22 protein-coding genes and 1 tRNA gene are annotated in these 24249 nt (G+C 69.2%); 13 read left to right on the forward strand and 10 right to left on the reverse strand.

Going from position 1 to position 24249, the window contains the following annotated elements:
* Positions 1-9: 9 nt before the first annotated feature.
* Positions 10-618, reverse strand: a complete 609-nt coding sequence (gene rdgB / locus ACOFKX_RS16940) for an RdgB/HAM1 family non-canonical purine NTP pyrophosphatase (protein ID WP_419828217.1) — start codon at positions 616-618, stop codon at positions 10-12.
* Positions 615-1331 (reverse strand): ribonuclease PH, encoded by a 717-nt coding sequence (gene rph, locus ACOFKX_RS16945; protein WP_419828218.1) that lies wholly within the window; start codon positions 1329-1331, stop codon positions 615-617. The genes rdgB and rph overlap by 4 nt, the downstream gene beginning before the upstream one ends.
* A gap of 75 nt (positions 1332-1406) precedes the next feature.
* On the opposite strand from rph, the gene hrcA reads away from it, so the two are divergent.
* The 5 genes from hrcA (at position 1407) to ACOFKX_RS16970 (ending at position 5640) form a co-directional block, all read left to right on the forward strand.
* Positions 1407-2447: a heat-inducible transcriptional repressor HrcA gene (gene hrcA, locus ACOFKX_RS16950; protein WP_419828219.1), complete on the forward strand. Its 1041-nt coding sequence runs from the start codon at positions 1407-1409 to the stop codon at positions 2445-2447.
* A complete protein-coding gene (gene grpE / locus ACOFKX_RS16955; RefSeq protein ID WP_419828220.1) occupies positions 2444-3016 on the forward strand; it encodes a nucleotide exchange factor GrpE in 573 nt (190 codons plus the stop codon). Before hrcA ends, grpE begins: the two co-directional genes overlap by 4 nt.
* Positions 3017-3075: 59 nt before the next feature.
* The gene (locus ACOFKX_RS16960) at positions 3076-4089 is read left to right on the forward strand and encodes an ATP-dependent DNA ligase (protein WP_419828221.1); all 1014 of its coding nucleotides are present in this window, start codon (positions 3076-3078) and stop codon (positions 4087-4089) included.
* Between the two features lie 175 nt (positions 4090-4264).
* The gene (locus tag ACOFKX_RS16965; protein WP_419828222.1) at positions 4265-4513 is read left to right on the forward strand and encodes a hypothetical protein; all 249 of its coding nucleotides are present in this window, start codon (positions 4265-4267) and stop codon (positions 4511-4513) included.
* 149 nt (positions 4514-4662) lie between these two features.
* Entirely contained in the window at positions 4663-5640 is a 978-nt protein-coding gene (locus ACOFKX_RS16970) for a TIM44-like domain-containing protein (RefSeq protein ID WP_419828223.1), read from the forward strand.
* Positions 5641-5662: 22 nt separating this feature from the next.
* Here the strand turns inward: ACOFKX_RS16970 and xth are convergent, their stop codons facing one another.
* The 6 genes from xth to ACOFKX_RS17000 form a co-directional block, all read right to left on the reverse strand.
* Complete coding sequence (gene xth, locus ACOFKX_RS16975) at positions 5663-6439, reverse strand: exodeoxyribonuclease III (protein WP_419828224.1); 777 nt, start codon at positions 6437-6439, stop codon at positions 5663-5665.
* The gene (locus ACOFKX_RS16980) at positions 6436-7629 is read right to left on the reverse strand and encodes an MFS transporter (RefSeq protein ID WP_419828225.1); all 1194 of its coding nucleotides are present in this window, start codon (positions 7627-7629) and stop codon (positions 6436-6438) included. The genes xth and ACOFKX_RS16980 overlap by 4 nt, the downstream gene beginning before the upstream one ends.
* The gene (locus ACOFKX_RS16985; protein WP_419828226.1) at positions 7626-8981 is read right to left on the reverse strand and encodes an MFS transporter; all 1356 of its coding nucleotides are present in this window, start codon (positions 8979-8981) and stop codon (positions 7626-7628) included. Before ACOFKX_RS16985 ends, ACOFKX_RS16980 begins: the two co-directional genes overlap by 4 nt.
* A 61-nt stretch (positions 8982-9042) precedes the next feature.
* A complete protein-coding gene (locus ACOFKX_RS16990) occupies positions 9043-9261 on the reverse strand; it encodes a hypothetical protein (protein WP_419828227.1) in 219 nt (72 codons plus the stop codon).
* 99 nt (positions 9262-9360) lie between these two features.
* Positions 9361-9437 (reverse strand) — tRNA-Pro (locus ACOFKX_RS16995).
* A gap of 129 nt (positions 9438-9566) precedes the next feature.
* Positions 9567-9845 (reverse strand): hypothetical protein, encoded by a 279-nt coding sequence (locus ACOFKX_RS17000; RefSeq protein ID WP_419828228.1) that lies wholly within the window; start codon positions 9843-9845, stop codon positions 9567-9569.
* Positions 9846-10074: 229 nt separating this feature from the next.
* Here ACOFKX_RS17000 and ACOFKX_RS17005 point away from each other — a divergent pair, with 229 nt between their 5' ends.
* The 4 genes from ACOFKX_RS17005 (at position 10075) to ACOFKX_RS17020 (ending at position 16145) form a co-directional block, all read left to right on the forward strand.
* Positions 10075-12363, forward strand: a complete 2289-nt coding sequence (locus tag ACOFKX_RS17005) for a glycosyltransferase family 4 protein (RefSeq protein WP_419828229.1) — start codon at positions 10075-10077, stop codon at positions 12361-12363.
* Between the two features lie 61 nt (positions 12364-12424).
* Entirely contained in the window at positions 12425-13687 is a 1263-nt protein-coding gene (locus tag ACOFKX_RS17010) for a glycoside hydrolase family 130 protein (RefSeq protein WP_419828301.1), read from the forward strand.
* 526 nt (positions 13688-14213) lie between these two features.
* Positions 14214-15290, forward strand: coding sequence for a Zn-dependent alcohol dehydrogenase (locus tag ACOFKX_RS17015; protein ID WP_419828230.1), 1077 nt, complete (start codon positions 14214-14216; stop codon positions 15288-15290).
* Positions 15291-15338: 48 nt separating this feature from the next.
* Positions 15339-16145: an SDR family NAD(P)-dependent oxidoreductase gene (locus ACOFKX_RS17020; protein WP_419828231.1), complete on the forward strand. Its 807-nt coding sequence runs from the start codon at positions 15339-15341 to the stop codon at positions 16143-16145.
* Positions 16146-16723: 578 nt separating this feature from the next.
* Here the strand turns inward: ACOFKX_RS17020 and ACOFKX_RS17025 are convergent.
* Positions 16724-18043 (reverse strand): APC family permease, encoded by a 1320-nt coding sequence (locus tag ACOFKX_RS17025; protein ID WP_419828232.1) that lies wholly within the window; start codon positions 18041-18043, stop codon positions 16724-16726.
* Positions 18044-18268: 225 nt separating this feature from the next.
* On the opposite strand from ACOFKX_RS17025, the gene ACOFKX_RS17030 reads away from it, so the two are divergent.
* The 3 genes from ACOFKX_RS17030 to ACOFKX_RS17040 all read left to right on the forward strand — a co-directional run bounded on the left by ACOFKX_RS17030 (position 18269) and on the right by ACOFKX_RS17040 (position 21050).
* Positions 18269-18478, forward strand: a complete 210-nt coding sequence (locus ACOFKX_RS17030; RefSeq protein WP_419828233.1) for a hypothetical protein — start codon at positions 18269-18271, stop codon at positions 18476-18478.
* Positions 18479-18513: 35 nt separating this feature from the next.
* Positions 18514-19203 carry a hypothetical protein gene (locus tag ACOFKX_RS17035; RefSeq protein ID WP_419828234.1) on the forward strand — a complete coding sequence of 230 codons (690 nt, stop codon included), beginning with the start codon at positions 18514-18516 and terminating at the stop codon, positions 19201-19203.
* A gap of 152 nt (positions 19204-19355) precedes the next feature.
* Positions 19356-21050, forward strand: coding sequence for an AIPR family protein (locus ACOFKX_RS17040; protein ID WP_419828235.1), 1695 nt, complete (start codon positions 19356-19358; stop codon positions 21048-21050).
* Between the two features lie 318 nt (positions 21051-21368).
* Here the strand turns inward: ACOFKX_RS17040 and lepA are convergent, their stop codons facing one another.
* Positions 21369-23195, reverse strand: a complete 1827-nt coding sequence (lepA, locus tag ACOFKX_RS17045) for a translation elongation factor 4 (protein WP_419828236.1) — start codon at positions 23193-23195, stop codon at positions 21369-21371.
* 375 nt (positions 23196-23570) lie between these two features.
* On the opposite strand from lepA, the gene msrA reads away from it, so the two are divergent.
* A complete protein-coding gene (gene msrA, locus ACOFKX_RS17050; RefSeq protein ID WP_419828237.1) occupies positions 23571-24122 on the forward strand; it encodes a peptide-methionine (S)-S-oxide reductase MsrA in 552 nt (183 codons plus the stop codon).
* The last annotated feature ends 127 nt before the right edge of the window (positions 24123-24249 follow it).

A 24249-nucleotide genomic window follows, 5' to 3' on the forward strand; every position in this document is an offset into this window, starting at 1 on the left:
CCGCGCCCATCAGAAGATGGCGGCGACGAGCTTGGCGAAAGCGTCGGCGCGGTGGCTGACGCGGTGCTTCTCGTCCGGGTCGATCTCGCCGAAGGTCTCGTGGCGGCCATGCGGCAGGAACATCGCGTCGTAGCCGAAGCCCCGATCGCCGCGAGGCGGCCAGACGAGATGGCCGTCGACGCGGCCCTCCACCGTCACGACATGGCCGTCGGGCCAGCACAGCGACAGCGCGCAGACGAAGTGCGCGTCCCGCCCCGCCTCGGGCGCGGCGCGGCCGAGCGCCTGCTCGACGCGCTCCATCGCGCGCGCGAAATCGCGGCTGCCGTCCGGCTGCACCGCCCAGCGCGCCGAGAAGATGCCGGGATCGCCGCGCAGCGCGTCGACGCACAGCCCGCTGTCGTCGGCGAGCGCGGGCAGGCCGGTCAGGTCGGCGGAGAAGCGCGCCTTCAGCTCGGCGTTGGCGGCGAAGCTGGTGCCGGTCTCCTCGGGCTCGGGCACGTCCATGTCGGCGGCCGACACCGGATCGACGCCGTAGGGGGCGAGCAGCGCCGCAATCTCCGGGATCTTGCCCTTGTTGTGGCTGGCGATGACGAGGCGGCCGCGCGCCAGCTTCCTCATTTGCCGACCGCGCGGAGCTGTGCGGCGAAGATCTCGGTGCAACCCATGCGCGCGAGGCGGAGCAGGCGGAGCAGCGCCTCCTCGTCATAGGTCGCGCCCTCGGCCGTCGCCTGCACCTCGGCGATCGAGCCGTCGGACAGCAGCACGAAATTGCCGTCGGCGTGGGCGGTGCTGTCCTCTGGGTAATCGAGGTCGAGCACCGGCGTGCCCTCGTGGATGCCGCAGGACACGGCGGCGACCTGCTTCACCAGCGGATCGGCCGTCAGCTTGCCCGAGGCGAGCAGGCCGTCGATCGCGAGCCGGAGCGCCACCCAGCCGCCCGAGATCGCGGCGGTGCGCGTGCCGCCGTCGGCCTGGATGACGTCGCAGTCGATCGTGATCTGGCGCTCGCCGAGCACGGCCATGTCGCACACCGCGCGCAAGCTGCGCCCGATCAGCCGCTGGATTTCCTGCGTACGGCCGGATTGCTTGCCCTTCGCCGCCTCGCGCGAGCCGCGCGTGTGCGTGGCGCGCGGCAGCATCCCGTACTCGGCCGTCACCCAGCCCTGGCCCTTGCCGCGCAGGAACGGCGGCACGCGCTCCTCGACCGACGCGGTGACGAGCACGCGGGTGTCGCCGAAGCCGATCAGGCAGCTCCCCTCCGCGTGGCGCGTCGCGTTCGGCTCGATGGTGATGGCGCGCATCTGGTCTGGCGCGCGGCCGGAGGGACGCATGGGCTGCTCCTATGATCGTGGGTCGGGCGGCTGTAGCGATTGAGCGGAGCGGGCGGAACCACTAGTATTCGCGGCATGTCGCCCGCCATCCCCGAGCTTTCGGACCGCGCGCGCGCGATCTTCCGCGTCGTCGTGGAGAGCTACCTGCAATCCGGCGTGCCGGTGGGCAGCCGGACGATCGCGCAGGCAGCGGGGCTCAACCTCTCGCCCGCCTCAATCCGGGGCGTGATGCAGGATCTGGAGGGCGCGGGGCTGCTCGCCGCCCCGCACACCTCGGCGGGGCGGATGCCGACCGAGACGGGGCTGCGCCTGTTCGTCGACGGCATGATGCAGGCCGCCGAGCCCAGCACCGAGGAGCGCGACCTGATCGAGCGCGGGATCGGGCGCGGCGGCCCGATCGAGGACGCGCTGGCTGCCGCCGGATCGGTGCTGTCCGGCCTCTCCGCCTGCGCCGGGCTGGTGATGGTGCCCAAGCAGGAGCCGGTGCTGCGCCAGTTCGGCTTCGTGGCGCTGTCCCGCGATCAGGCGCTGGCGGTACTGGTGGGCGACGACGGGCAGGTGGAGAACCGGGTGGTGGCGCTGCCGCCGGGCACCACGCCCGCGATGCTGGCGGAGGCGGGCAACTATATCTCCGCGGAGCTGTCCGGGCTGACGCTGGGCGAGGCGCAGGCGCGGATCGCCGCCGAGATCGGGCGCGGGCGCGCGGCGATCGATCGCGCCAGCCGCGACCTGGTCGGGCGCGGGCTCGCTTTATGGTCCACAGACGGCGCGGACAGGCCGGTGCTGATCGTGCGCGGCCAGGCCAACCTCATCGATCGCGTGGCGGCGGAGGACCTGGAGCGCGTGCGCCAGCTCCTCGACGAGCTAGAGGGCAAGGAGGAGATCGCGCGCCTGCTCGGCTCCGCGCGCGACGGCTCCGCCACCAAGATCTTCATCGGCGCGGAGAACAAGCTGTTCGCGCTGTCGGGTTCGTCGATCGTGGCCGCGCCCTATCGCGGCGCGCAGGGGCGCGTGGTCGGCGTCGTCGGCGTGATCGGGCCGACGCGGTTGAACTACGCGCGCGTCGTGCCGATAGTTGACTTCACCGCCCAAACGCTTTCGAGACTCATGGCATGATCGACGAGACCACTCCTCCCGCCGCCGACGACCTGCGCGCCGACACCGCCGCCGCTCCCGAGGTCGCGGATCATGACGCCACCGCGAAGCTCCGCGAGGAGCTGGAGACGGCGCGCAACGAGAAGCTCTACGTGCAGGCCGAGATGCAGAATCTGCGCCGCCGCACCGAGAAGGAGCTGGCCGACGCGCGTTCCTACGCCACCACCGGCTTCGCGCGCGACATGCTGTCGATCGCCGACAACCTCGCGCGTGCGCTGACCGCGATCCCCGCCGAGCTGCGCTCCGACGAGAAGCTGAAGCCGCTCGTCACCGGCATCGAGATGACCGCCAAGGAGCTCGACAGCGTCTTCCAGCGGAACGGCGTGACGCGGATCGAGGCGATGGGCCAGCCGCTCGATCCCAACCGGCATCAGGCGATCATGGAGCTGGACGCGGGCGAGGGCCAGCAGCCCGGCACCGTCGTCTCCGAGATGCAGACCGGTTGGATGATCAAGGATCGCCTGCTCCGCCCCGCGATGGTCGGCGTGGCCAAGGCGGGCGAAGGCGCGAAGGTGGACGTTCAGGCCTGAACCCGGATCGTGGCGATGGGGCTCGGCCGGAACCGGATGCGGCGAGCCACCACGACGTCATGATCACCCCGACGCTGGCGCCGATGGAGGCGAAGCTCGTCCCGGAGCTGCCGGACGAGCCCGGCTGGCAGTTCGAGCCCAAATGGGACGGCTTCCGTGCGCTGGTGTTCCGCGACGCGGACGAGGTCGAGATCCTGTCGAAGTCGGGCAAGTCGCTCGCCCGTTACTTCCCCGAGATCGTGGCGCTCGTCGGCGCGATCTCGCAAGCGCGGTTCGTGCTCGACGGCGAGCTGATCCTGCCCGTCGGCGACATAGTGTCGTTCGGCGCGCTGCAGGCGCGGCTCCATCCGGCGGAGAGCCGGATCGCGAAGCTGTCGCGCCAGACGCCCGCGCAGCTCATGCTGTTCGACTGTCTGCGCGACGGCGAGACCGAACTGCTCGGCCGACCGCTCGCGGAGCGGCGCGACGCGCTGGAGGCGTTCCATGCCCGCCATGCCGGGCCGTCGCTGCTGCTGTCGCCCCGCGGCGACTTGGCGGCCGCGCGGGCGTGGCTGGCGCGGAGCGGCGGCGCTCTCGACGGCGTCGTCGCCAAGCGGCTCGACGAGCCGTACCGCCCCGGCGAGCGCGCGATGCGCAAGGTCAAGCAGCACCGGACCGCGGATTGCGTCGTCGGCGGGTTCCGGCGCGCCAGGGATGGCGACGGCGTCGCGTCGTTGCTGCTCGGGCTTTTCGACGAGGCGGGTCGGCTGCACCATGTCGGCTTCACCTCCGGGATCGCGGCGGCGGATCGTGGTGCGCTCGCCGCGAAGCTCGGGCCGCTGATCGAGGCGCCGGGTTTCACCGGCAAGGCGCCCGGCGGACCGCGCCGCTGGAACAGGGGCGAGGAGAGCGCGTGGGAGCCGCTGCGCGGCGAACTCGTCGTCGAGGTGCTCTACGATCAGGTGACGGCCAGCCGTTTTCGCCACGGCACCCGCCTCCTGCGCTGGCGCCCCGACAAGGCGCCCGCGCAGTGCACGATGGACCAGCTCGTTCACGAACTGCGCCCCGCCGAGCTGGCGACGCTCGCGCGGTGATCTGCCCGCCGGCACGCCCAAGGCGTGCCCGACATCGAGCCGGTCCTTCCCCGTGTCCCGTTCCAGTTCCACGCGCGGCCCTGCGCCTGACGCTGCCATCGGCGCGGTTCATTGCCGGTCAACCGCGCGACGGCCTATGATCCGCGCTCCGGAACAGTCCGGGAGGAGAAGAATGATGAGGATGCTCGCCCTGACCGCGCTCGCCGCGATCGCATCGTCCGCCGCCATGGCCCAGACCGACCCCGCGCCGGCGGCTCCGATGGCGACGGCGCACACGACGGCCGTCCACACGCGCACCGTCACCCATCGCGACGGCAAGCGCCACCCCAGGGTCCACAAGGTCGTTCATCGGTCCACCGTCGCCACGCCGAACGGCACCGCGACGCAGACGTCCACCACGACGTCCACGACGACACCGCAGTAGGCGACAGGGCGGGCGTCGGTCGGCTGGCCGGTGTCCGCCCTGTTGGACGGATATCTCGCCGGGCGCCGACGGTCCTGTGGCGTCGCATCTTGAGCAGGAGCATCCGACGACCCCATATGCCGGCTGGGCCGGCTTTCGAGGACGACGAGATGGTGAGATCGAGGGGCGGCATAGCCAGGGTTGCGTTGGCGCTCGGCCTAGCCGCGGCGTTCGCGGCGGCGCCTGCCGATGCCCGGCGTGGCGGCAGTTTCGGGAGCCGAGGCTCGCGGACCTACTCCGCGCCGCGCTCGACGCGGCTCGCGCCGGGGTACACGCCGGGGCTGGAGCGATCGATGACGCCGCGCTCGTCCTACGACGGCGGCTCGGCCTACGCGCCGCGGCCGTCCTATGCGCCGGCGCCGTATCAGGGTGCGCGAGGTGGCCGGTTCGGCGGCTTCGGCGGCGGCCTGCTCACCGGCGTGCTGGCGGGCGGGCTGATCGGCGGCCTGCTCGGGCACGGCTTCGGCGGCGGCTATGGCGGCTACGGCGGCGGAGGCGGCGGGCTGCTCGCGTTCCTGATCCAGCTCGCGCTGATCGGCGGCGTCGCCTGGCTGGCGCTTCGCCTGTTTCGCGGCAGCCGCGCCGCGACGGCGCCGGATGACCGGGCGCAGCCTGCGTATCGCGAGGCGCCACCGGCCTATGCGCCGCCGTCCGGCTATGCCGCCGGCCCGGTGGGCGAGAACATCGCGCTCGACGCCGGCGACCAGGCCATGTTCGAGCGGCTGCTGATCGAGTTGCAGGACGCTTTCGGGCGCGAGGATTATGGCCGGCTGCGTGCGATCACGACGCCCGAGATCATGTCGTTCCTGGCCGAGGAGCTTAGCGACAACGCCACCCACGGCCGCCGCAACGAGGTCTCCGCGACGCGGCTGCTCGACGGCGAGGTGTCCGAGGCCTGGCGCGAGGGCGATGCCGACTATGCGACGATCGCGATGCGCTACGAGGGCATCGACGTGATGCGCGACCGGACGAGCAACGCCGTGCTGTCGGGCGACGAGCGTCGGCCGAGCGAGACGACCGAGTTGTGGACCTTCGTCCGCCAGGCGGGCGCCCGCGATTGGAAGGTATCCGCCATCCAGGAGGCGTGACCGCCGGTTAGCCGCGCCACCGTCAGCCGTCCGTCAGCGCGATCCACGTCGGCGCGTGGTCGCTCGCCTTCTCCCAGCCGCGCACGTGCGCGTCGACGCCGGCGTCGGCGAGACGGCCGGCGAGGGCGGGGCTGAGCAGCAGGTGATCGATGCGCAGCCCGGCGTTCCGCGCATAGGCGTTCCGGAAATAGTCCCAGAAGGTGTAGATCGTCTCTTGCGGGTGGAGCGTGCGCAGCGCGTCGGCCCAGCCCTGTTCGAGCAGGCGCGCGAAGGCGGCGCGGACCTCGGGCGCGAACAGCGCGTCCTCCGTCCAGCGCTCGGGCTTGTAGACGTCGCGCGGCGTCGGCATGACGTTGAAGTCGCCGGCGAGCGCCACGGGCAGTCCGCTCTCGATCAGCGACGCGGCGTGGGCGATCAGCCGCTCGAACCAGGCGAGCTTGTAGTCGAACTTGGGGCCCGGCCGGGGATTCCCGTTGGGCAAATAGAGGCCGGCGACCAGCACGCCGTTCACCGCCGCCTCGATGTAGCGGCTCTGCGCGTCGTCGTCGCCGCCCGGCAGCCCACGCCGCGTCTCGATCGGCGTGCCGACGCGGCTGAGGATGGCGACGCCGTTCCAGCTCTTCTGCCCGTGCCAGATCGCCTCATAGCCGGCGGCCTCTATGGCGGCCGCAGGGAAGCGCTCGTCGGGCGCCTTCAGCTCTTGCAGGCAGACGATGTCGGGCGAGGATTCCGCCAGCCAGCGCAGCAGCACCGGCAAGCGGCCGTTGACGCCGTTGACGTTGAAGGTCGCGATCCTCATCCGCCCACCCTGGCAGGTGACCGCTCGGTGAGGAACAGCAGGAAGGCCGCGAGGCCCAGCCCCGCGCCGATCAGGCAGGTCGCGGTCCACCCATGGGCGGCGTAGCTCACCGACGCGAGCGTCGAGCCGATCGCTCCACCCAGGAACACCAGCGTCATGTAGACGGCGTTGATCCGTCCGCGCGCGTCGGCCGCGATCGAGTAGAGCAGGCGCTGCCCGAGCACCTGGTTCGTCTGGGTCGCCGCGTCGAGCACCACCGCCGCGCCCGCGAGGATGGCGAGCGCGTGCGCCGTCGCCGCCCACCCGGCGATCGCGAAGGCGGCCACCGCGGAGGCCAGCGCCGCCGCCGTCCCCACCCGCACATGCCCGCGATCGCCCAGGCGTCCCGCGATCGGCGCCGCCAGCGCGCCGCCGGCACCGGCCAGCGCGAACAGCGCGATGCCCGGCTGGCCGAGCCCGAAGCGCTGTGCGAGCAACAGCGGCACCGCCGTCCAGAACAGGTTGAACGCCGCGAAGATCGTCGCTTGGTAGGCGGCGCGTCGGCGGATGACGGGTGTCCGTGCCAGCAGGGAGAGGCTGGAGGCGAGCAGTGGGCCGTAGCGCAGCCCGGGCGTGGGTCGCCGCTCGGGGACGGCTCGGGCGAGGACGAGGCCCAGGGCGGCCATGGCCAGCGCCGAGGCGCCGAAGATGGCGCGCCACCCCGCGACGGCGGCGAGCCCGTTGGCGAGCGGACGCGCGAGCATGATGCCGGCGATCAGCCCGCCCATGATGTTGCCGACGACGCGTCCGCGCCGCTCATCGGGCGCCAGGTGCGCGGCGAGCGGCACCATGATCTGCGCGCCCACCGAGCAGAACCCGCTTACGAAGGAGAAGAGCAGGAACGTCGCCGCCCCGGCCGAAAGCCAGATGCCGAGCTGTCCCACGCACGCGCCCGCCGTCAGCCAGAGGATGAGCCGGCGGTTCTCGACGAGGTCGGCGAGCGAGACGACGAGGAACAGGCCCACGCCGTAGCCGAGTTGCGTCAGCGTCACGATCAGTCCGGCAGCACCTCCGTGCAGACCGAGCGCCGGCGCCACGGCGCCGATCAGCGCCTGCGCGTAGTAGAGGTTCGCCACCATCGCACCGCACGCGATCGCGAAGATCGCGGTGAGGCCGGGGCCGATGCCGGGGGCCGCGTCTCCCGCGGTCATGCCGCGCCCAGCCGACGCGCGCTGAGCACGGCCGCGACGACGGCGAGGACGGCGGCGATGAGGAAGGGGATGACGCTCCTCGTGTCGCCCATCCGGAAGACGGCCGCCACGCCCACCGCGCCCAGCGTCTGGCCGACCAGCCGCGAGGTCGCCAGCATCCCCGCCGCCGCCCCGCTGCGCCGGGCGGGTGCCGCCCCCATCATCGTGCGGTTGTTGGGCGTCTGGAACAGGCCGAAGCCCATGCCACACGACGCGATCGCCGCCACCAGCGCCGCCGTGCCCGCGCCCGGCGTCAGCACCGCGACGACGCCGTAGCCGCAGGCGAGCAGCGCGAGGCCGACGGCGCCGAGCAGCCCCGCCGCCACGCGCTCGACCAGCCGCCCCGCGATCGGCGCCGCCACCGCCACGCCGAGCGGCAGCGCCGTGATCGCGAGCCCCGCCTCGACATGGTCGAAGCCCCAGCGCGCCTGGAGGTAGAAGGGCAACGCCACCAGCCCGATCATCATGGCCGCGAAGGACGCGACCGACGCCGCGTAGGAGAGGCGGAGCAGCGGCACGCCGATCAGATCGAGCGGGATCAGCGGATCGCTCTCCCGCCGGGCGATGCGGATCAGCGGCCAGCCAGCGCCGGCGGCGACGAGCAGCGCGACGCCCGTCGCCAGCGAGACGCCGCCGTGCGCCAGCGTCTCCGCCACCGCGAACAGCGCCGCGAAGGCGATCGCGGCGAGCAGCGCCGAACGCCAGTCGAAGCGGCGGTCCGCCACCGGGGGCGTCGGCAGCGCGGCCCAGCCGATCGCGAGCGAGGCGAGCCCGAACGGCACGTTGATCGCGAACAGCCACCGCCACGAGCCCAGCGCCAGGACCGCGGCGGCGACCGACGGCCCCGCCGCCGACGCGATCGCCACCACCAGCGCGTTCGCGCCGATACCGCGCCCAAGCTGCGCGCGCGGCCAGGCGAAGCGCACCAGCGCGCCGTTGATCCCCATGATCGCCGCCGCCCCGAAGCCCTGCGCGAAGCGCGCGAGCGCCAGTCCGGTCAGGCTGCCCGCGAGGGTGCAGACGACGGACGCCGCGACGAACAGCACCAGCCCCGCCGCGTAGACCCGCCGATAGCCGAGGATTTCGCCCAGCGAGGCGACGGTGAGCAGCAGCATGACGATTGCGATCTGGTAGGCGTTGACCACCCAGATCGCGTCCGCGGCGCTCGCGCCGAGATCGCGCGCGATCGTCGGCAGCGCGACGTTGGCGATGGCGCTGTCGAGCACCGCCATCACCATGGCGAGCCAGATCGCCGCCATCGCCCACCAGCGTCGCGGCAGCGGCAGGCCGTCCGGCGCGGCGTCGTCGCTCAACGCCGGACGAGCCGGCGAGCCGCGCCCGAGGCGTGCGACGGCGCGCCGTCACCGCGCACGTTCAACGGCCCTGATAAGCCTCGTCGCCGGTGATGGCGTGCAGGCCGCGCCGCAAGCCGTACTGCACCGCCCAGCCGATCGCGAAGGTGACGACGAGCGGCGTCACCAGTTTCACCGCGCCCTCGATCACCGTTCCCTCGATCGCGCCCATGACGCCCGATCCGCCATCCTCGCGATCCAGCGCCGCGCCCACCAGCAGCCCCAGCCAATTGCTCGCCATGATCGTCTCCTCGCCAGAATGATCGCGAACGTGGCGTCGGCGCGGCCGTTCCCGGCGACGGGCGATCCGCAAGACTTGGGCGGCGCGGACGTTGGAGGATGGTCGGGGAGACAGGATTCGAACCTGCGACCCTCTGCTCCCAAAGCAGATGCGCTACCAGGCTGCGCCACTCCCCGGACCGTGCATCCGCATAGCGGCGGCATCCGCGGCCGCCAAGGCGCGGAAACGCGAAAAAGGCGCCGTCCCCCTGAAGGAACGGCGCCTCCTCATGGCGGATCGCCGGCATGACGCCGGCCGAGCCTGCCTCAGTGCGAGTTCTTGTCCATCGCGTCGGCCTTGTTCTCGGCCATGTCCTTGGCGTTGTCGGCCGAGGCGTGCGCGTTGTCGGCGGCATTGTCGAGCGAGGCGGACGCTGCCTCGTTGCTGGTGTTGTCGGCGGCGGCCGACAGCATGTCGCCCTGATTGTCGAGGCTGGCGGCGGCGTTGTCGCCGGCGTTCTCGACAGCTTCGGCCTGCGGCGACTTGTTGCAGGCGGCGACGCTCATCAGACCCGCGGCGGCGAGGACGATCGCAAACTTCTTCATTCGGGCAGCTCCCTCGAATACATCTCTCGGGTCTCGGCAGCTGCCGGCCCCGGAGCAACGGGATAGCGCGCGTTCCGCACCGGTCAACGCCAAAAATCGCTCCGCGGCGCTCGCGCGACCGGATTATGCCGCACCGCACAATGAGAGATGCAACCCCGCGCCGGCTCGAACATTGTCGGCCCATGGCCGCGAAGCCGCTCATTTCGGGTGGGTGCGGGTGGAGTTCAGCATGATCGAGACCGCGCCGACCAAGGTCAAGAGGGTGGCGCTGCTCGGCAACAGCCCGCCGCGGCTCTGCGGCATCGCGACGTTCACGGCCAATCTCGGCGCGGCGCTCAGCACCACCTTCACCGAACTCGCGGTCGACCTCTACGCGATGAACGATCGCGGGCACAGCTACGACTATCCCGCGTCGGTCGTCTGCGCGATCGGGCAGGACGAGATCGGCGACTACGCGGCGGCGGCGCACCGCATCAACGGCAGCGGCGCGGACGTGCTCTGCGTCCAGCACGAATATGGCATCTTCGGCGGCGCGGCGGGCATCCACCTCCTGCGTCTGCTGGACCGCGTTCGCGCGCCGGTGGTGGTGACGCTGCACACCGTGCTCGAACGGCCGAACCCGGAGCAGCGGGCGGTGATCGACGCGCTCGCCAGGCGGGCGGCCAAGTTGGTCGTGATGGCGGAGAAGGGCCGGGACATTCTGACGGCGGTGCACGGGATCGCCGCCGATCGCATCGCGGTGGTGCCGCACGGCGTGGTCGATCGCGACGCCGGCGATCCGGCGGCGCTGAAGGCGGCGCTCGGCTTCAAGGGGCGGCGCGTGCTGCTGACGTCGGGTCTCCTCTCGCCGGGCAAGGGGCTGGAGACGATGATCCGCGCGCTGCCCGCGATCGCCGCGCGCCACCCCGACGTGCTGTACGTCATTCTCGGCGCCACGCACCCGCACCTGGTCGAGCAGCAGGGCGAGAGCTATCGCGAGGGGCTCGTCGCGCTGGCGGCGGAGCTGGGCGTCGGCGACAATGTCCGGCTGATCGACGGCTTCCTGCCCGAGGATCGGCTGATCGAGCATGTCGGCGCCTGCGACGCCTTCGTCACGCCCTACCTCAACGAGGCGCAGATCACCTCGGGCACGCTGTCGATGGCGGTGGCGCTGGGCCGTCCGGTGCTGGCGACGCCTTACTGGCACGCGATCGAGCTGCTCGGGGACGGTGCGGCGGGAACGCTCGCGCCGTTCGGCGACGCCGCCGCCTTCGCCGCCGCCGCGGACGCGATCCTCTCCGATCCTGCCCGGCAGGCACGGATGGGCGCGGCGGCGCGCGCGCTCGGCCGGCAGATGGTGTGGCCGGCGGTAGCACGCGCCTATGTCGCGCTGTTCGACGACGCGCTGGCGCGACAGCCGACGCCGCTGCCGCGTCCCGGCGGGCGGGGAGAGGACGCGCCGGTGCCGCCGCGCCTCGACGCGATCGAGCGGCTGACCGACGGCACGGGGATGATCCAGCACTCGATCTTCTCGGTGCCCGACCGGAACCACGGCTATTGCGTCGACGACAATTGCCGCGCGCTGATGCTGATGCATCGCGTGACGGGCGTCGATGCCGCGCGCGCGGACCAGCTCGCCACCGTCTACGCGGCCTTCGTGCAGCATGCCTGGAACGGCGCGCGCGGGCGGTTCCGCAACTTCATGGGCTTCGATCGCGGGTGGCTGGAGAGCGAGGGCTCGGAGGACAGCTTCGGCCGCTCGCTCTGGTCGCTCGGCGACACCGCCGCGCGCGCGCGGCGCCACGATCTGCGCGTCTGGGCGTCGCACCTGTTCGATCAGGTGGCCCCGCACGCGCTGGCGCTGCGCTCCCCCCGCACCTGGGCGTTCGCGATCCTTGGCGCCGACGCGATGCTCGACGCGCATCCTGGCCATCCGGTCGCGACCGGGCTCGTGCGCACGCTCGCCGACCGGCTGGCGCGCGAGTTCGCCGCGGTGCGCCGGCCGGGCTGGACATGGTTCGAGGCGGTGCTCGCCTACGACAATGCGCGCCTGCCGCAGGCGCTGCTGCGCGCCGCCCTTCGGCTGGGCGACGAGGCGATGCGCCGCGACGCACTCGCCGCGATGGAGTGGCTGGAGGCCAAGCAGACCGGCGAGGACGGCTTTTTCCGCGCGGTCGGCACCGACAGCTTCGGCCGCCACTTCGCCGATCCGCTGCCCTTCGACCAGCAGCCCCTGGAGGCGTGGGCGACCGCCGACGCGACCTGCGACGCCTACCGCGCAAGCGGCGACCCGCGCTGGGCCGCCGCCGCACGCCGCGCCTATGGCTGGTACCTCGGCGCCAACGATCTCGGCTTGCCGATCGCCACGCTCGCGGACGGCGGCTGCTATGACGGGCTAATGCCCGATCGCGCCAATCTCAACCAGGGCGCCGAGTCCGTGCTCGCCTATCAATTTGTGTGTTGCGCGATGCGGGAATTGGCGGAAGAGACGGGCGGCGGCCGCGTCCCGATCGGGGACGGGGCGGCGTCGCTGGGGTAGGACCCGGCGACGAACGCGGCGGCGCGTCGCCGGGGTGGGAGGCGGTGTGCTCGATCTGGTGATGCACTGGCCGCTCCGGCTCCAGGCGGACGCCTCGCGCGTGGTGGTCAGGCCGTTCCACATCCCGATCGACAGCAAGGGCGGCAAACCCAGCCGTCCGCGCCGGATCGTGAACGGCGTCATGGCGCTGAACGAGGAGGAGGCCGAGCGCGAGCTCGCCACCGTGCTCAGGGATTTCGAGGCGCGGCACTGGCAGACGCGCGCGGTGTTCAACACCCGCTACCGCCAGATCGCCGATGCGCTCGGGCTCGACGACGGCGTCTTCTCCGACACCAAGCAGCAGCTCGTCGGCGCCTTCTTCTGCCACGAATACAGCTACGCGGCGGCGGCAATCATGAACCCCTCGATCGTCCGCCACCCGGATCAGAGCGGCCTGTCGCCGGGTTCGTCGCGGATCGTGATGTCGCTGCGCACCGTGGGCGAGGGGCACATCAGCTCCATCGCGTTCCGGGAAGGCATCCTCTCCAAGGGCAGCTTCTTCGAGCTGGCGCCCGAGCCGCCCTTCGCCACCGCCGCCGACAGCGCGGTGGAGCTGGAGAATGGCGGCATCGAGGTCCACCGCCATCGCGACAGCACGCTCAGCGGCACCGTCATCTTCCCGATGACATCGGCGCAGTCCAAGGGGCTGGAGGATCTCCGTCTCGTCGAGTTCCACCACGACGACGGCTCGGTCGAGTGGCTCGGCACCTACACCGCCTATAATGGCGAGAGCATCCGGTCCGAGCTGATCCGCACGCGCGATTTCCGCACCTTCGAGATGGTGCCGCTGGGCGGGCCGGCCGCACGCAACAAGGGCATGGCGCTGTTCCCGCGCAAGGTGAACGGCTGGTACGTCATGGTCGGGCGGCAGGACGGCGAGAACCTGTTCCTGATCCGCTCGCGCAAGCTCACCCAATGGGGCGACGGCGAGCTTCTCATGGCGCCGCGTTACCCCTGGGAGATGGTGCAGATCGGCAATTGCGGGTCGCCCGTCGAGCTCGACGAGGGCTGGCTGCTGCTCACCCACGGCGTCGGCGCGATGCGCAAATATTCGGTGGGCGCGGTGCTGCTCGACAAGAAGGACCCGTCGCGCATCCTCAAGCGCACGTCCGAGCCGCTGATCGCCGCCGCCGCCGAGGACCGCGAGGGCTACGTCCCCAACGTCGTCTATACCTGCGGCGCGCTTCGCCACGGCGACCTGCTGTTCATGCCCTACGGCATCGCGGACTCGGCGGTCGGCTTCGCCTTCGTGCCGATCCCGGAGCTGCTCGCACGGATGGTGTGACGGCCGGAAAGCCGGGATGTCGCAACGGTTCGTGCCCGCCCGCTCGTGGCAAGGCACGTCCGCAAGCCGCCGCGCCGGCGCCTACGTCCGCCATGCGGCGCGTGCGGCGATCGCCTGAACGAGAGCGGATGGACGATATCCAGCCCGGCGTCAGGTCTGCTCGCGAGCTGGCTGGGAACCGTCGTCGGTCGCCGGGGGAAAGCGGCGGCCGACGGGTCACTGGCGATAGCGTCGATCAAAGGCCGGCAGGTCGATCCCGAGCGAAGGCAGCCGACGCGACCGGGCGCGCGGCCGCGTCATCGCCGCCGCGACCGGCACCGCCTCCTACTATGCAGTATGAATCCGCTTGCCCTGTTTTCCGGAGCGCGTTACTCAGTGGGCGACGGCAGCCTCGCCGCAAGTCCACCGGTACATCGCGACCGTAGCTGCTTGCCTGCCGCAAGTATAGGCGGAGAAGAGCACTGATCCGCGGCCGGGCCTATGGCACTATTCAAGATGCGGCTCAACGAATTCAGGAAGGAACGTCATGAAAGCAGCGGTGCTCCGGGAGCTAGGCCGGCTTGATATCGAAGATGTGAGCCTGGATGGCCCGCGTCCCGACGAGGTGCGCCTTCGCGTGCTCGCCAGCGGCCTTTGCCACAGCGACTATCACGTTATCCAGGGCGACCTTCCGATCCCCCTGCCCGCCGTTCTCGGTCATGAAGTGTCCGCCATCGTCGAGGATGTCGGCAGCGACGTCCCCGGGCTGGCGCGCGGCGATCGGGTCGTCACCTGCATCACGGCCTTTTGCGGTTGCTGCCGTGAGTGCCAGACCGGTTACTCGCACCGGTGCGAGGACAGGCCCGGCAATCCCGACCGGGAGACAGGTTCGCGCATCACGAAGGGAGCGGAAGCGGTCTACCAGCTCAGCAATCTCGGCGGCTTCGCCGAGGAGATGGTGGTGCATCACCGTGCGATCGTGAAGATTTCGGAAGAGGTGCCCGCGGCTTCGGCGGCGCTTCTGGGCTGCGGGGTGCTGACCGGCGTCGGCGCCGTCTTGAACGGCGCGAAGGTTCCGCCGGGATCGACGGTGGTCGTCGTGGGCTGCGGCGGCGTCGGTCTGAACGTGATCCAAGGCGCGCGCATCTCGGGCGCCGCCCGGATCATCGCGGTGGACCTCAACGAGTCGCAGCTGGCGATGGCGCGGGAGTTCGGAGCGACCGACACGGTCATCAGCGGACCCGACGCCGCGGCGACGATCATCGAACTGACCGGCGGCGGCGCCGACTTCGCCTTCGAAGTCGTGGGCTTGGAAGTAACCGCGCGACTGGCACTTGGCGTAGTGCGGACGGGCGGCACGCTGGTGCTGGTAGGGATCGGCTCGTTCAGCACCGAACTTCCGCTGCCGATCACCGCCTTCACCTTCACCGAGAAGCGCGTGATCGGCAGCCTGATGGGCAGTGCGCCCTTCCAGATATTCATGCCGCAACTCGTTTCGCACTACCAGGCGGGCCGCCTGATGCTCGACGAACTGGTGTCGAGCACCATCCCGCTTGCCGAGATCAACGAGGGCTTTGTCCACATGACGCAGGGCGGAGTGGCGCGTAGCGTCATCACATTCTGAGTCGATCGAGTAAGCGACGGCGACGGACCTGCAGCGGAGGAGGATCGGATGGGACGGCTCGACGGCGAGGTAGCGATCGTCACCGGGGCGACGAGCGGCATCGGCCGTGCGACGGCCGAGATGTTCGGCCGGGAGGGTGCCAAGGTGCTCGTGACGGGGCGCAGCATCGAGCGCGGTCGCGAGGTGGTGGAAGCCATCGTCGCGGCCGGAGGTACCGCGTCTTTCGTCCGCGCCGATGTGGAGCAGGAAGGCGAAATCGTCGACATGATCGCGGAAGCCATACGTCAGTTCGGCAAGCTGACGGTTCTGGTAAACAACGCCGCGCCGACGGATCAGGTCTCGACGGGATCGCTTGACGGCTCGATCGCGGATCTCACAACCGAGCGCTGGGAACGCGTGATAAGTGGCACGCTGACCTCGGTGTTCTGGGGCTGCAAGTACGCAATACCCGAGATGATCAAGGCCGGTAGCGGCTCGATCGTCAACGTCTCGTCCATAGTTAGCATGCGCGCCACGATTGGTCTCGATGCGTACACGACCGCAAAGGGTGGGATCAACGCATTATGCGGTGCGATCGCGCTCAAATACGGACCATCGAATGTCCGCTGCAACACGATCATACCCGGTCTGATCATACCAGAGGGCCAAGACGAGCTCCACAAACCGCTGATCGAAATGGTGATGAAGAAGCAGATCCTCGAGACCGGTCGCCCGATCGACGTTGCATACGCGGCGACATACCTGGCCTCACGCGAGTCGAAGTTCCTGACGGGAATACGCTTGACCGTGGATGGCGGCGTGTCGTGTTGCCAGAAAATGGACGTCAGCGATGTCTTGGGACCCAGTGGCGCATGACGGGATCGTAGGACCTCGCGTGGGTCGAAGTGACGCACGGCGCTCGGGAAATCTGGTCGACGCTGCCATGTCGCTCTCGGGTCATGATCGGTGGCGGGGCGCGAGGCGCTCGCAGCCCGTCCGGTCAGCACCCTGGCGGTTAACGCAGGACCGCATGCCGCGAGCCTCTTGGAAAGACATTGGCCGGGCTGCTCGGAAACATCGTTTCCCAAGGCAACACGCGCTCGCACCTGCTAGAACGGATTGGCAGCCTCTCGCCGACTTGAGCCGGAGAGCGTAGGCTAAACTGACGGCTGGCCGCACGAATGTTCCACCGGCTGCGGAATCGCGTGGCTTTGACCAGGAACTGCGAGGGGCAATGCCGCGGTGCGGCGTCAGCAGGCGGCTCTACCGCGAGTGCAATCCTGGCGAACGGTTCCGCACGAAGCCGAAGCGCTTTCGCCGAAGCGCGACGCGCTCCGACAAGCTCGCGGCCGCCCCGCCATGGTCCAGCTCGCCCCGACGCCGGCGGCTCCCAGCTCATGAGGCTGGGGCCTCATCCCTGTTCGAGAGACGCCAGCCCGCCGCTGCGCGGCGATCTAGCCGCCCGACCCCGCAGCCCCGCCCCGCCGCCGTGCCACCGCGTAGATCAGGCAGGAGGCGGCGATCTCGCCCGCCAGCGCCGCGATCTCGTCCCAGCGGGCGAGCAGGATCACGGCCGCCATGCTGCCGCATCCCGTCACCGCCCAGGCCTCCAGCGCGGGCAGCCGCAGCGGCACGCCGGCCAGCGCCACCTCGCGCCGCCTGAGCACCCATGCCGCCGCGCAGCCGCCGAGATACAGCGCGCAGGCCGACAGCACCGAGAGCACCACCAGCGTCTCGAACGTCCCGGTGATCGCGAGGCCGGCGGCGATCACGGCATGCGTCAGGATCGCGGGCGCGGGCACCTGGGCGCGCGCCGACACCCCGCCCAGCCAGCGCGGCAGGAAGCCGTCGCGCGCGAAGGCGAACAGCACGCGCGGCGCGCCGAGCAGGTCCGATCCCAGCCACCCGCCCATCGACACCGCCGTGCCGACGACGAGCAGCAGGCCGAGGCGCGGGTCGATCGTCGCCATCGCGTCGGCGAGCGGCGTCGGCGCGGCGGCGAGCGCGCCGCCCAGCAAGCCCTGCGCGACGAGCTGGATCGCGACGTAGAAGCCCGCCACGAACGCCATCGCCCCGATCAGCGCGCGGGGCAGCGTGCGCGCCGGGTCCGCCACCTCGCCGCTGGCGCCGAGCGCGGTCTCCATGCCCTGAAAGGCGAACAGCGACAGCAGCACCGCGCGCCCGATCCCGGCGGCGTCGGGGGCGGCGCCCTCGTGCAGCGCGGGCGCGCGCACGAAGAACAGGCCGACGAGCACGAAGACGCCCAGCGGCACCAGCTTCACCACCGTCGTCGCCGCCACCAGCCGCGAGGCGACGCGCACGCCGGCGAGGTTGGCCAGCGTGAGCGTGCCCAGCGCCGCGACGATCAGCGCGGCGTGCCCCCCCGGCCCCGCCAGCGCGGGCGCCATCCGCCCCACGGCGTCCGCGAAGGCCGACGCGATGCCGCCGGCGGCGAGCACGCACGACAGCCACAGCAGCACGCCCGCCACGAACCCCGCCTGGGGCCCGAACGCCGCCTCGACATAGCCGTAGGTGCCGCCGCTGGTCGGCACGCGGCTGCCGGCCTCCGCGAAGCACAGCACCACCGCGGCCATCGCCACCGCGCACAGCAGGTAGGCGACGAGCGCCCAGGGCCCCGCCGCGCGCGCCATGCCGGCGGGCAGCGTGAAGATCCCCGCGCCGACGACGACGTTGACGATCGCGGCGGCGAGCCCGAACGCGCCGATGCCGCGCGCGAGCCCGGCGTCGCGCCCCGCCGCCACCGCGCCGCTCAACCGCGTGCCGGCGCGGGGACGGCGGGCACGGGAGCGGCGGGCGGGCGGCGGACGCGCATGACGGGCAAGCTCCGGAGGCTGGACCAAAGAGCCGCGAGCTTAGGCGAGCGCCCCCCGCTTGCAAGCCGCACCCCCGCCCCGCCCCGCGTCCACGCACCAGAAAAACGCTGTCCTACACGGCTGCGTGGTGCCATATGGGTTCGCTCCCGATCAGGAGTCGAACCGATGACCCACATCCCCTGCAACCCCGTCCCCGGCGCCGAGCGCCAGCCCGAGGCCTCCGACGCGCTGTTCCGCGACGCCGAGCGCCACTGGCTGGAGACCGTGATCGCCCACCACGTCCACACGCCCGCGCCCGATCAGGCCGCGCTCACCGCGCGCGTGCTGGCCAACGAGCGCGCGATGTTCGGCCGCCAGATCACCCGCCTGCGCTGACGAAGCCTGAGCCGGAACGTCCGGGGGGACAGGCCATGACCGACAGCAACGATCCGCGCCGCGCCGCCGAGGACGAGGCCGAGCGCGGCTCCCGCGAGCCCGTGACCGGCGCCCGCCGCCCGCGCGGGAAGCGAAAGCGCCGCGCCGCGCCCGTGCCGGTCGCCGCCGACATGCTGGAGGGCGCGCCGCACTTCGCGCCCGTGCCGCGCGCGACCTGCCGCTACGACGGCTGGACCTACCCGCGCCAGCGCGCCTTCATCAAGGCGCTGGCCGAGACGGGCAGCGTCGCGCGCGCCTGCCTGGCGGTCGGCATGGCGACCGTCGGCGTCTACCTGCTGCGCAAGGCCGACGGCGCGGGCGAGTTCGCGGCGGCGTGGGACGAGGCGCAGGCGCTCGGCGTCCAGCGCCTCCACGACATCGCGCTGGAACGCGCAATCTACGGCGTGCCCAGGCCGATCTTCTACAAGGGCGAGCAGGTCGGCGAGGAGCGCCGCTACAACGACCGCCTGCTCAACGCCGTGCTGCGCCACCACGACCCCGAGGGCTGGGGCGCCAGCCAGCAGCGCAGCCGCGTGCCGCCGCACGTGCGCCGCGCGCTCTACGAGGAGTGGGAGCGCGAGTGGTACGCCAGGCAGGAGCGCGACGAGGTGAGCGCGAAGGAGCGGCTGCGGATCAAGCTGGAGGAGATGCGCGAGAGGCTGGATGCAGCGGAGGGGGAGGGATAGTCGTTGGCAGACCGGCGGCTTCTGAGTACCGCGCGGCAGGATGCAACCGTTCGATCGGTGTCACAACCGCTCGGTTTTGACACTTAGAACGGCGCTAGCAGCCGGTAGCAACTCGTCCTATCATAGCGTCAATTGCGCGGCAGAAGGCGGGTATGGAACAGGAACCTGGCAAAGCCAAAACTCCACTCATTTTAACGCAGATAGCCAAACGGCTCCATGACATTTTCGACGGTCACATTGATCTGATTGACGTCGAAAACAAGCAGCCTGCTGAGAAGGAGCAATACTTCCTCACGCGATCGTATTTAGCGTTGTTCTTCTTGGACGAGATTGGCCTGTCTGCGTCAGATGCCGCAGCGGCGATAACTGATGGCGGTGCCGACGACGGTATTGACGCTGTCTATGTAGATAAAAAGAATGCTCGCGTGTATTTTGGACAGTCCAAGTGGCGTGTCAACATGGACAAAGGAATAGAGCTAAACGATTTCGTGCGTTTCAGGGACGGCGTGAGGAATGTACTAACATTAAACTGGACAGCAGAGAATGCAAATCTACATCGGTTCAAGTCTGATATTGAGCAGCAGCTGTCCAATATTGATACCGATGTGTACATGGTACTAGCTCACACGAGTGGGCGTCCTATTGCAGAGAACATAAATCCAAAGATAGCGCAGTTTGTTCAGGAAGAAAATGAATACAATCCTGAATTTGTTTCATTTAATGAGTTTCGAGTTCCTGAGGCTGCAAAGATAGCCAGATCTCATACACGGCCAGAAAACATCAATTTCAATGTGATGCTGGCTAATTGGGGACTGCTTTCCGGCCCATATCGAGCTGTGTACGGCTCCGTAGCTGCAACTGACGTTGTGGGATGGTACGAGGGGCACGGAAACAAGCTGTTTGCCGAAAACCTTCGCTACGGTATTGAAAAGTCCGAGGTAAACGACGGGATCATAAGTACTGCTCGCGGAGAGCCTGACGCATTCTGGTACTATAACAACGGCATTACAGCCATTTGCGAATCTGTCGATAAGCTGCCTCTCGGTGGACCAGATACCGCTAGCGGTGTTTTCGAAGTAAAAAAGATAAGCATCATCAATGGTGCTCAAACAATCACGTCGCTAGCGCGCGCTAGGCAATCTGACGGTGACCTATCCAAAATACGAGTCCATCTTAGAATTATCTCGCTTAGTGACACACCAGACAATTTTTCTGAGAAAGTCACTAGCGCCAACAACACACAAAATGATCTAAATCCAGTAGACTTTGTGGCTGCTGATCCAAACCAAGATCGGATCCGTCGCGAAGCTCTCCAACATGGGCTAATATACACTTACAGACGTGGGGATAAGGAACCTGAGCGCAGTCATGGCTTTACGATAAGATCAGCTACAGTGGCTGCCGCTTGCGCAGCGGGTGAGCTACGCTTGGCGGTGTCAGCCAAACGCTACATTAGCAGTCTCTGGGAGGACACGAAGAAAGAGCCATATACCAAGCTATTTAATTCAGGAACGAGTGCCATCTTTCTTTGGCGAGCTGTTCAGGTTATGAACGCCGTTGACGACGAACTTATTAAGGAAGGCGCGAAGCTAACAAGCAAAGAAAGACTCACATCCGTTCATGCGAACCGGTTCATACTATTCTATGTCTATGAATTTATAGGACGAGCCGCATTGGAGTCAGATCGGCCAGTCGTTGAACTGGAAAGCGAGGCGCGCAAACTCACCTCCTTAACACTAGCTGCGCTCAATGAGGCTATCGCAGATAAATTCCCTGAGGCCTATCCAGGTAACATATTCAAGAATGCGGAGCGTCAAGCGGAGCTACTCAGCGCTTTGCCAAAATAGGTCGCCTGATGTGGCGGTGTCACAACCGGTCGGTTTCGAGGCTGTAGACCCCGCCACAGTTTCGCAAGGTCTTGCCGGTGCCAGAAACCTGCGCCACAATGTCCACTCATGGCACTGCCGTATCTGCTCATCGATGACCAGCTTGAGCGGATAGCCGCCACGGGCGAAGCCCGCGTCGTCGATCGACACGGCCGGGGGCGAGCCCGGCCGGTCGTCGGGGCACCCCGCAAAGTAGTACTTTGCGGGCACCCCTCGTCGGCCGGCTCGACGCCGGTCCTCGGCTAACTCGGCGATTGCTGCGCAATCCCCTCCTTAGCCTCAGGCGTCTTCGCCCATCCTCAACGCCGCGATAAACGCCTCCTGCGGGATGCTCACGCTGCCATATTCCCGCATCCGCTTCTTGCCCTCCTTCTGCTTCTCCAGCAGCTTGCGCTTGCGCGTCGCGTCGCCGCCATAGCATTTGGCGGTCACGTCCTTGCGCAGCGCGGCGATCGTCTCGCGGGCGATCACCTTGCCGCCGATCGCCGCCTGGATCGGCACCTTGAACATGTGGCGGGGGATCAGGTCCTTCAGCCGCTCGCACATGCCGCGCCCGCGCGTCTCGGCGGTGCCGGAGTGGACGATCATGGAGAGCGCGTCGACCGCCTCGTTGTTGACGAGGATCGACATCTTGACGAGATCGCCCTCCCTGTACCCGATCTGCTCGTAATCGAACGAGGCATAGCCGCGCGAGATCGATTTCAGCCGATCGTAGAAATCGAACACCACCTCGTTCAGCGGCAGTTCGTACTTCAGTTGCGCGCGGCCGCCCACATAGGTGAGATCCTTCTGGATGCCGCGCCTGTCCTGGCACAGCTTCAGGATCGAGCCGAGATACTCGTCGGGCACGTAGATCGTCGCCTCGATCCACGGCTCCTCGATCCGCTCGATGCGGTTGGGATCGGGCATGTCGGCGGGGTTGTGCAGCTCGATCGTCTTGGCGGCCTCGGTCTTGGAGTGCGTCAGGTAGATCTTGTAGACGACGGAAGGTGCGGTGGTGATGAGATCGAGGTCATACTCGCGCGTCAGCCGCTCCTGGATGATCTCCAGATGGAGGAGGCCTAAGAAGCCGCAGCGGAAGCCGAAGCCCAGCGCCGCGCTCGTCTCCATCTCGAACGAGAAGGAGGCGTCGTTGAGGCGCAGCTTGTACAGGCTCTCGCGCAGCTTCTCGAACTCGGCCGCGTCCACCGGGAACAGGCCGCAGAAGACGACGGGCTGCACCTCCTTGAAGCCGGGTAGCGCCTCGGCCGCCGGGCGCCGGGCATCGGTGATGGTGTCGCCCACCGCGGTCTGCGCCACCTCCTTGATCTGGGCGGTGATGAAGCCGATCTCGCCGGGGCCGAGCTCGGGCAGCACCTCGATCTTGGGGCGGAAGCAGCCGACGCGGTCGATTAGGTGGGTGGTGCCCGCGTTCATGAAGCGCACTTGCTGGCCCTTGCGGATCGATCCGTCGATCACGCGCACCAGGATGACGACGCCGAGATAGGGGTCGTACCAGCTATCGACGAGCATGGCCTTGAGCGGCGCGTCCGCATCGCCCTTGGGCGGGGGCACGCGCGCCACGATCGCGTCGAGGATCTCGTCGATGCCGATCCCCGTCTTGGCCGACGCGAGCACGGCCCCCCCGTCCTGCCAATGGCCGGCGGCGGGCAGGCCGATGATGTCCTCGATCTCGGCCTTCACCTTGTCCGGGTCGGCGGCGGGCAGGTCGATCTTGTTGATGACGGGGACGATCGCATGGTCGTGCTCGATCGACTGGTAGACGTTGGCGAGCGTCTGCGCCTCCACCCCCTGCGCCGCGTCCACCACCAAGAGCGCGCCCTCGCACGCCGCGAGGCTGCGCGAGACCTCGTAGGCGAAGTCGACATGGCCGGGCGTGTCCATCAGGTTGAGGACGTGGCCCTTGTAATCCAGGCGCACCGTCTGCGCCTTGATGGTGATCCCGCGCTCCTTCTCGATGTCCATGTTATCAAGCACTTGCGCCGTCATCTCGCGGTCGGTCAGGCCCCCCGTCCGCTGGATCAGCCGGTCCGCCAGCGTCGACTTGCCGTGATCGATATGCGCGATGATCGAGAAGTTGCGGATCGTTTCAATCGATGTACCCACGGTGTCGGAATTCCCGGAACGAGTTGCCGCCGCGATAGCATCCCCGCTCCCCGGCCCCAAGCGCGCCGCTCCTCAGGCCAGAGCCCGCGCGATCGCCCGACGTGGAGGGCGCCGGCACGCCATCTCTCAGCAGCAGCGGTCGCGTTCGACCGCAAAGTCTGCGACGCGGCGATCCGCAGGGCCACGTCGGACCGGAGATGACGCGCGCAGGCGGCGAGGGTCGAGCCGGGTTCACCCGTTGGGACCCAAGCCTGCCGCTCACCGCCTGATGGGACCGACCACCGAGTCAGGCTGCGGCCACCCACGACGCGCTCTGCGGAGCACTTGCCGGCACGCCCACGCGCTCCCATCTCGCGGCGAGCGGGAGAGCGTTACATGAGCCACGAGATCGCGACCTTCGCCGGCGGCTGCTTCTGGTGCGTCGAGGCGGTGTTCCAGGACATCGCGGGCGTCGACACTGTCAAGAGTGGCTATATCGGTGGCCAGACTGTCGATCCGAGCTACGAGCAGGTCTGTTCGGGCCGCACCGGTCATGCCGAAGCGCTGCGCATCGGGTTCGACCCGGCGGCGATCGGCTATGGAGACCTCCTCGACATCTTCTTCCACACGCACGACCCGACGCAGCTCAACCGGCAGGGGAACGATGTCGGCACCCAATACCGCTCGGCGATCTTTCCCCATTCCCCCGAGCAGCGCGAGGAGGCCGAGCGCGCGATCGAGCGCGCGCGGGGCGATTTCGCCGCACCGATCGTGACGACCATCGAACCGGACGCCACCTGGTATCCGGCGGAGGCCTATCACCAGGGCTATTGGAACGGCGCCGGGCAGCGCAGCTCCTACTGCGTCGCGATGATACCGCCCAAGCTCGCCAAGCTGCGCAAGGGTTTTGCCGCGCGGCTGAAGGACGGCGCGCCGGCCGGCTGGTAGGACATAGCGGAGCGCGGTTCGCGGCCGTGCCCGAGGGGGGCGGCCCCCTCCCACGCCGCGCCCTTGGTAAACGGCGTGGCGCGGAGCCCCGATCCTGTGGCAGGGCGGCGACGAGGGCTCATCTCGC

This window comes from Sphingomonas sp. (assembly GCF_965200105.1).
Classification (GTDB): Bacteria; Pseudomonadota; Alphaproteobacteria; order Sphingomonadales; family Sphingomonadaceae; genus Solisphingomonas.

Bases quoted from the DNA above. Each gene is read 5' to 3' on its own strand.
- rdgB (WP_419828217.1), bottom strand. From the start codon at position 618: ATGAGGAAGCTGGCGCGCGGCCGCCTCGTCATCGCCAGCCACAACAAG.
- rph (WP_419828218.1), bottom strand. From the start codon at position 1,331: ATGCGTCCCTCCGGCCGCGCGCCAGACCAGATGCGCGCCATCACCATC.
- hrcA (WP_419828219.1), top strand. From the start codon at position 1,407: ATGTCGCCCGCCATCCCCGAGCTTTCGGACCGCGCGCGCGCGATCTTC.
- grpE (WP_419828220.1), top strand. From the start codon at position 2,444: ATGATCGACGAGACCACTCCTCCCGCCGCCGACGACCTGCGCGCCGAC.
- ACOFKX_RS16960 (WP_419828221.1), top strand. From the start codon at position 3,076: ATGATCACCCCGACGCTGGCGCCGATGGAGGCGAAGCTCGTCCCGGAG.
- ACOFKX_RS16965 (WP_419828222.1), top strand. From the start codon at position 4,265: ATGAGGATGCTCGCCCTGACCGCGCTCGCCGCGATCGCATCGTCCGCC.
- ACOFKX_RS16970 (WP_419828223.1), top strand. From the start codon at position 4,663: ATGGTGAGATCGAGGGGCGGCATAGCCAGGGTTGCGTTGGCGCTCGGC.
- xth (WP_419828224.1), bottom strand. From the start codon at position 6,439: ATGAGGATCGCGACCTTCAACGTCAACGGCGTCAACGGCCGCTTGCCG.
- ACOFKX_RS16980 (WP_419828225.1), bottom strand. From the start codon at position 7,629: ATGACCGCGGGAGACGCGGCCCCCGGCATCGGCCCCGGCCTCACCGCG.
- ACOFKX_RS16990 (WP_419828227.1), bottom strand. From the start codon at position 9,261: ATGGCGAGCAATTGGCTGGGGCTGCTGGTGGGCGCGGCGCTGGATCGC.
- ACOFKX_RS17000 (WP_419828228.1), bottom strand. From the start codon at position 9,845: ATGAAGAAGTTTGCGATCGTCCTCGCCGCCGCGGGTCTGATGAGCGTC.
- ACOFKX_RS17005 (WP_419828229.1), top strand. From the start codon at position 10,075: ATGATCGAGACCGCGCCGACCAAGGTCAAGAGGGTGGCGCTGCTCGGC.
- ACOFKX_RS17010 (WP_419828301.1), top strand. From the start codon at position 12,425: ATGCACTGGCCGCTCCGGCTCCAGGCGGACGCCTCGCGCGTGGTGGTC.
- ACOFKX_RS17015 (WP_419828230.1), top strand. From the start codon at position 14,214: ATGAAAGCAGCGGTGCTCCGGGAGCTAGGCCGGCTTGATATCGAAGAT.
- ACOFKX_RS17020 (WP_419828231.1), top strand. From the start codon at position 15,339: ATGGGACGGCTCGACGGCGAGGTAGCGATCGTCACCGGGGCGACGAGC.
- ACOFKX_RS17030 (WP_419828233.1), top strand. From the start codon at position 18,269: ATGACCCACATCCCCTGCAACCCCGTCCCCGGCGCCGAGCGCCAGCCC.
- ACOFKX_RS17035 (WP_419828234.1), top strand. From the start codon at position 18,514: ATGACCGACAGCAACGATCCGCGCCGCGCCGCCGAGGACGAGGCCGAG.
- ACOFKX_RS17040 (WP_419828235.1), top strand. From the start codon at position 19,356: ATGGAACAGGAACCTGGCAAAGCCAAAACTCCACTCATTTTAACGCAG.
- msrA (WP_419828237.1), top strand. From the start codon at position 23,571: ATGAGCCACGAGATCGCGACCTTCGCCGGCGGCTGCTTCTGGTGCGTC.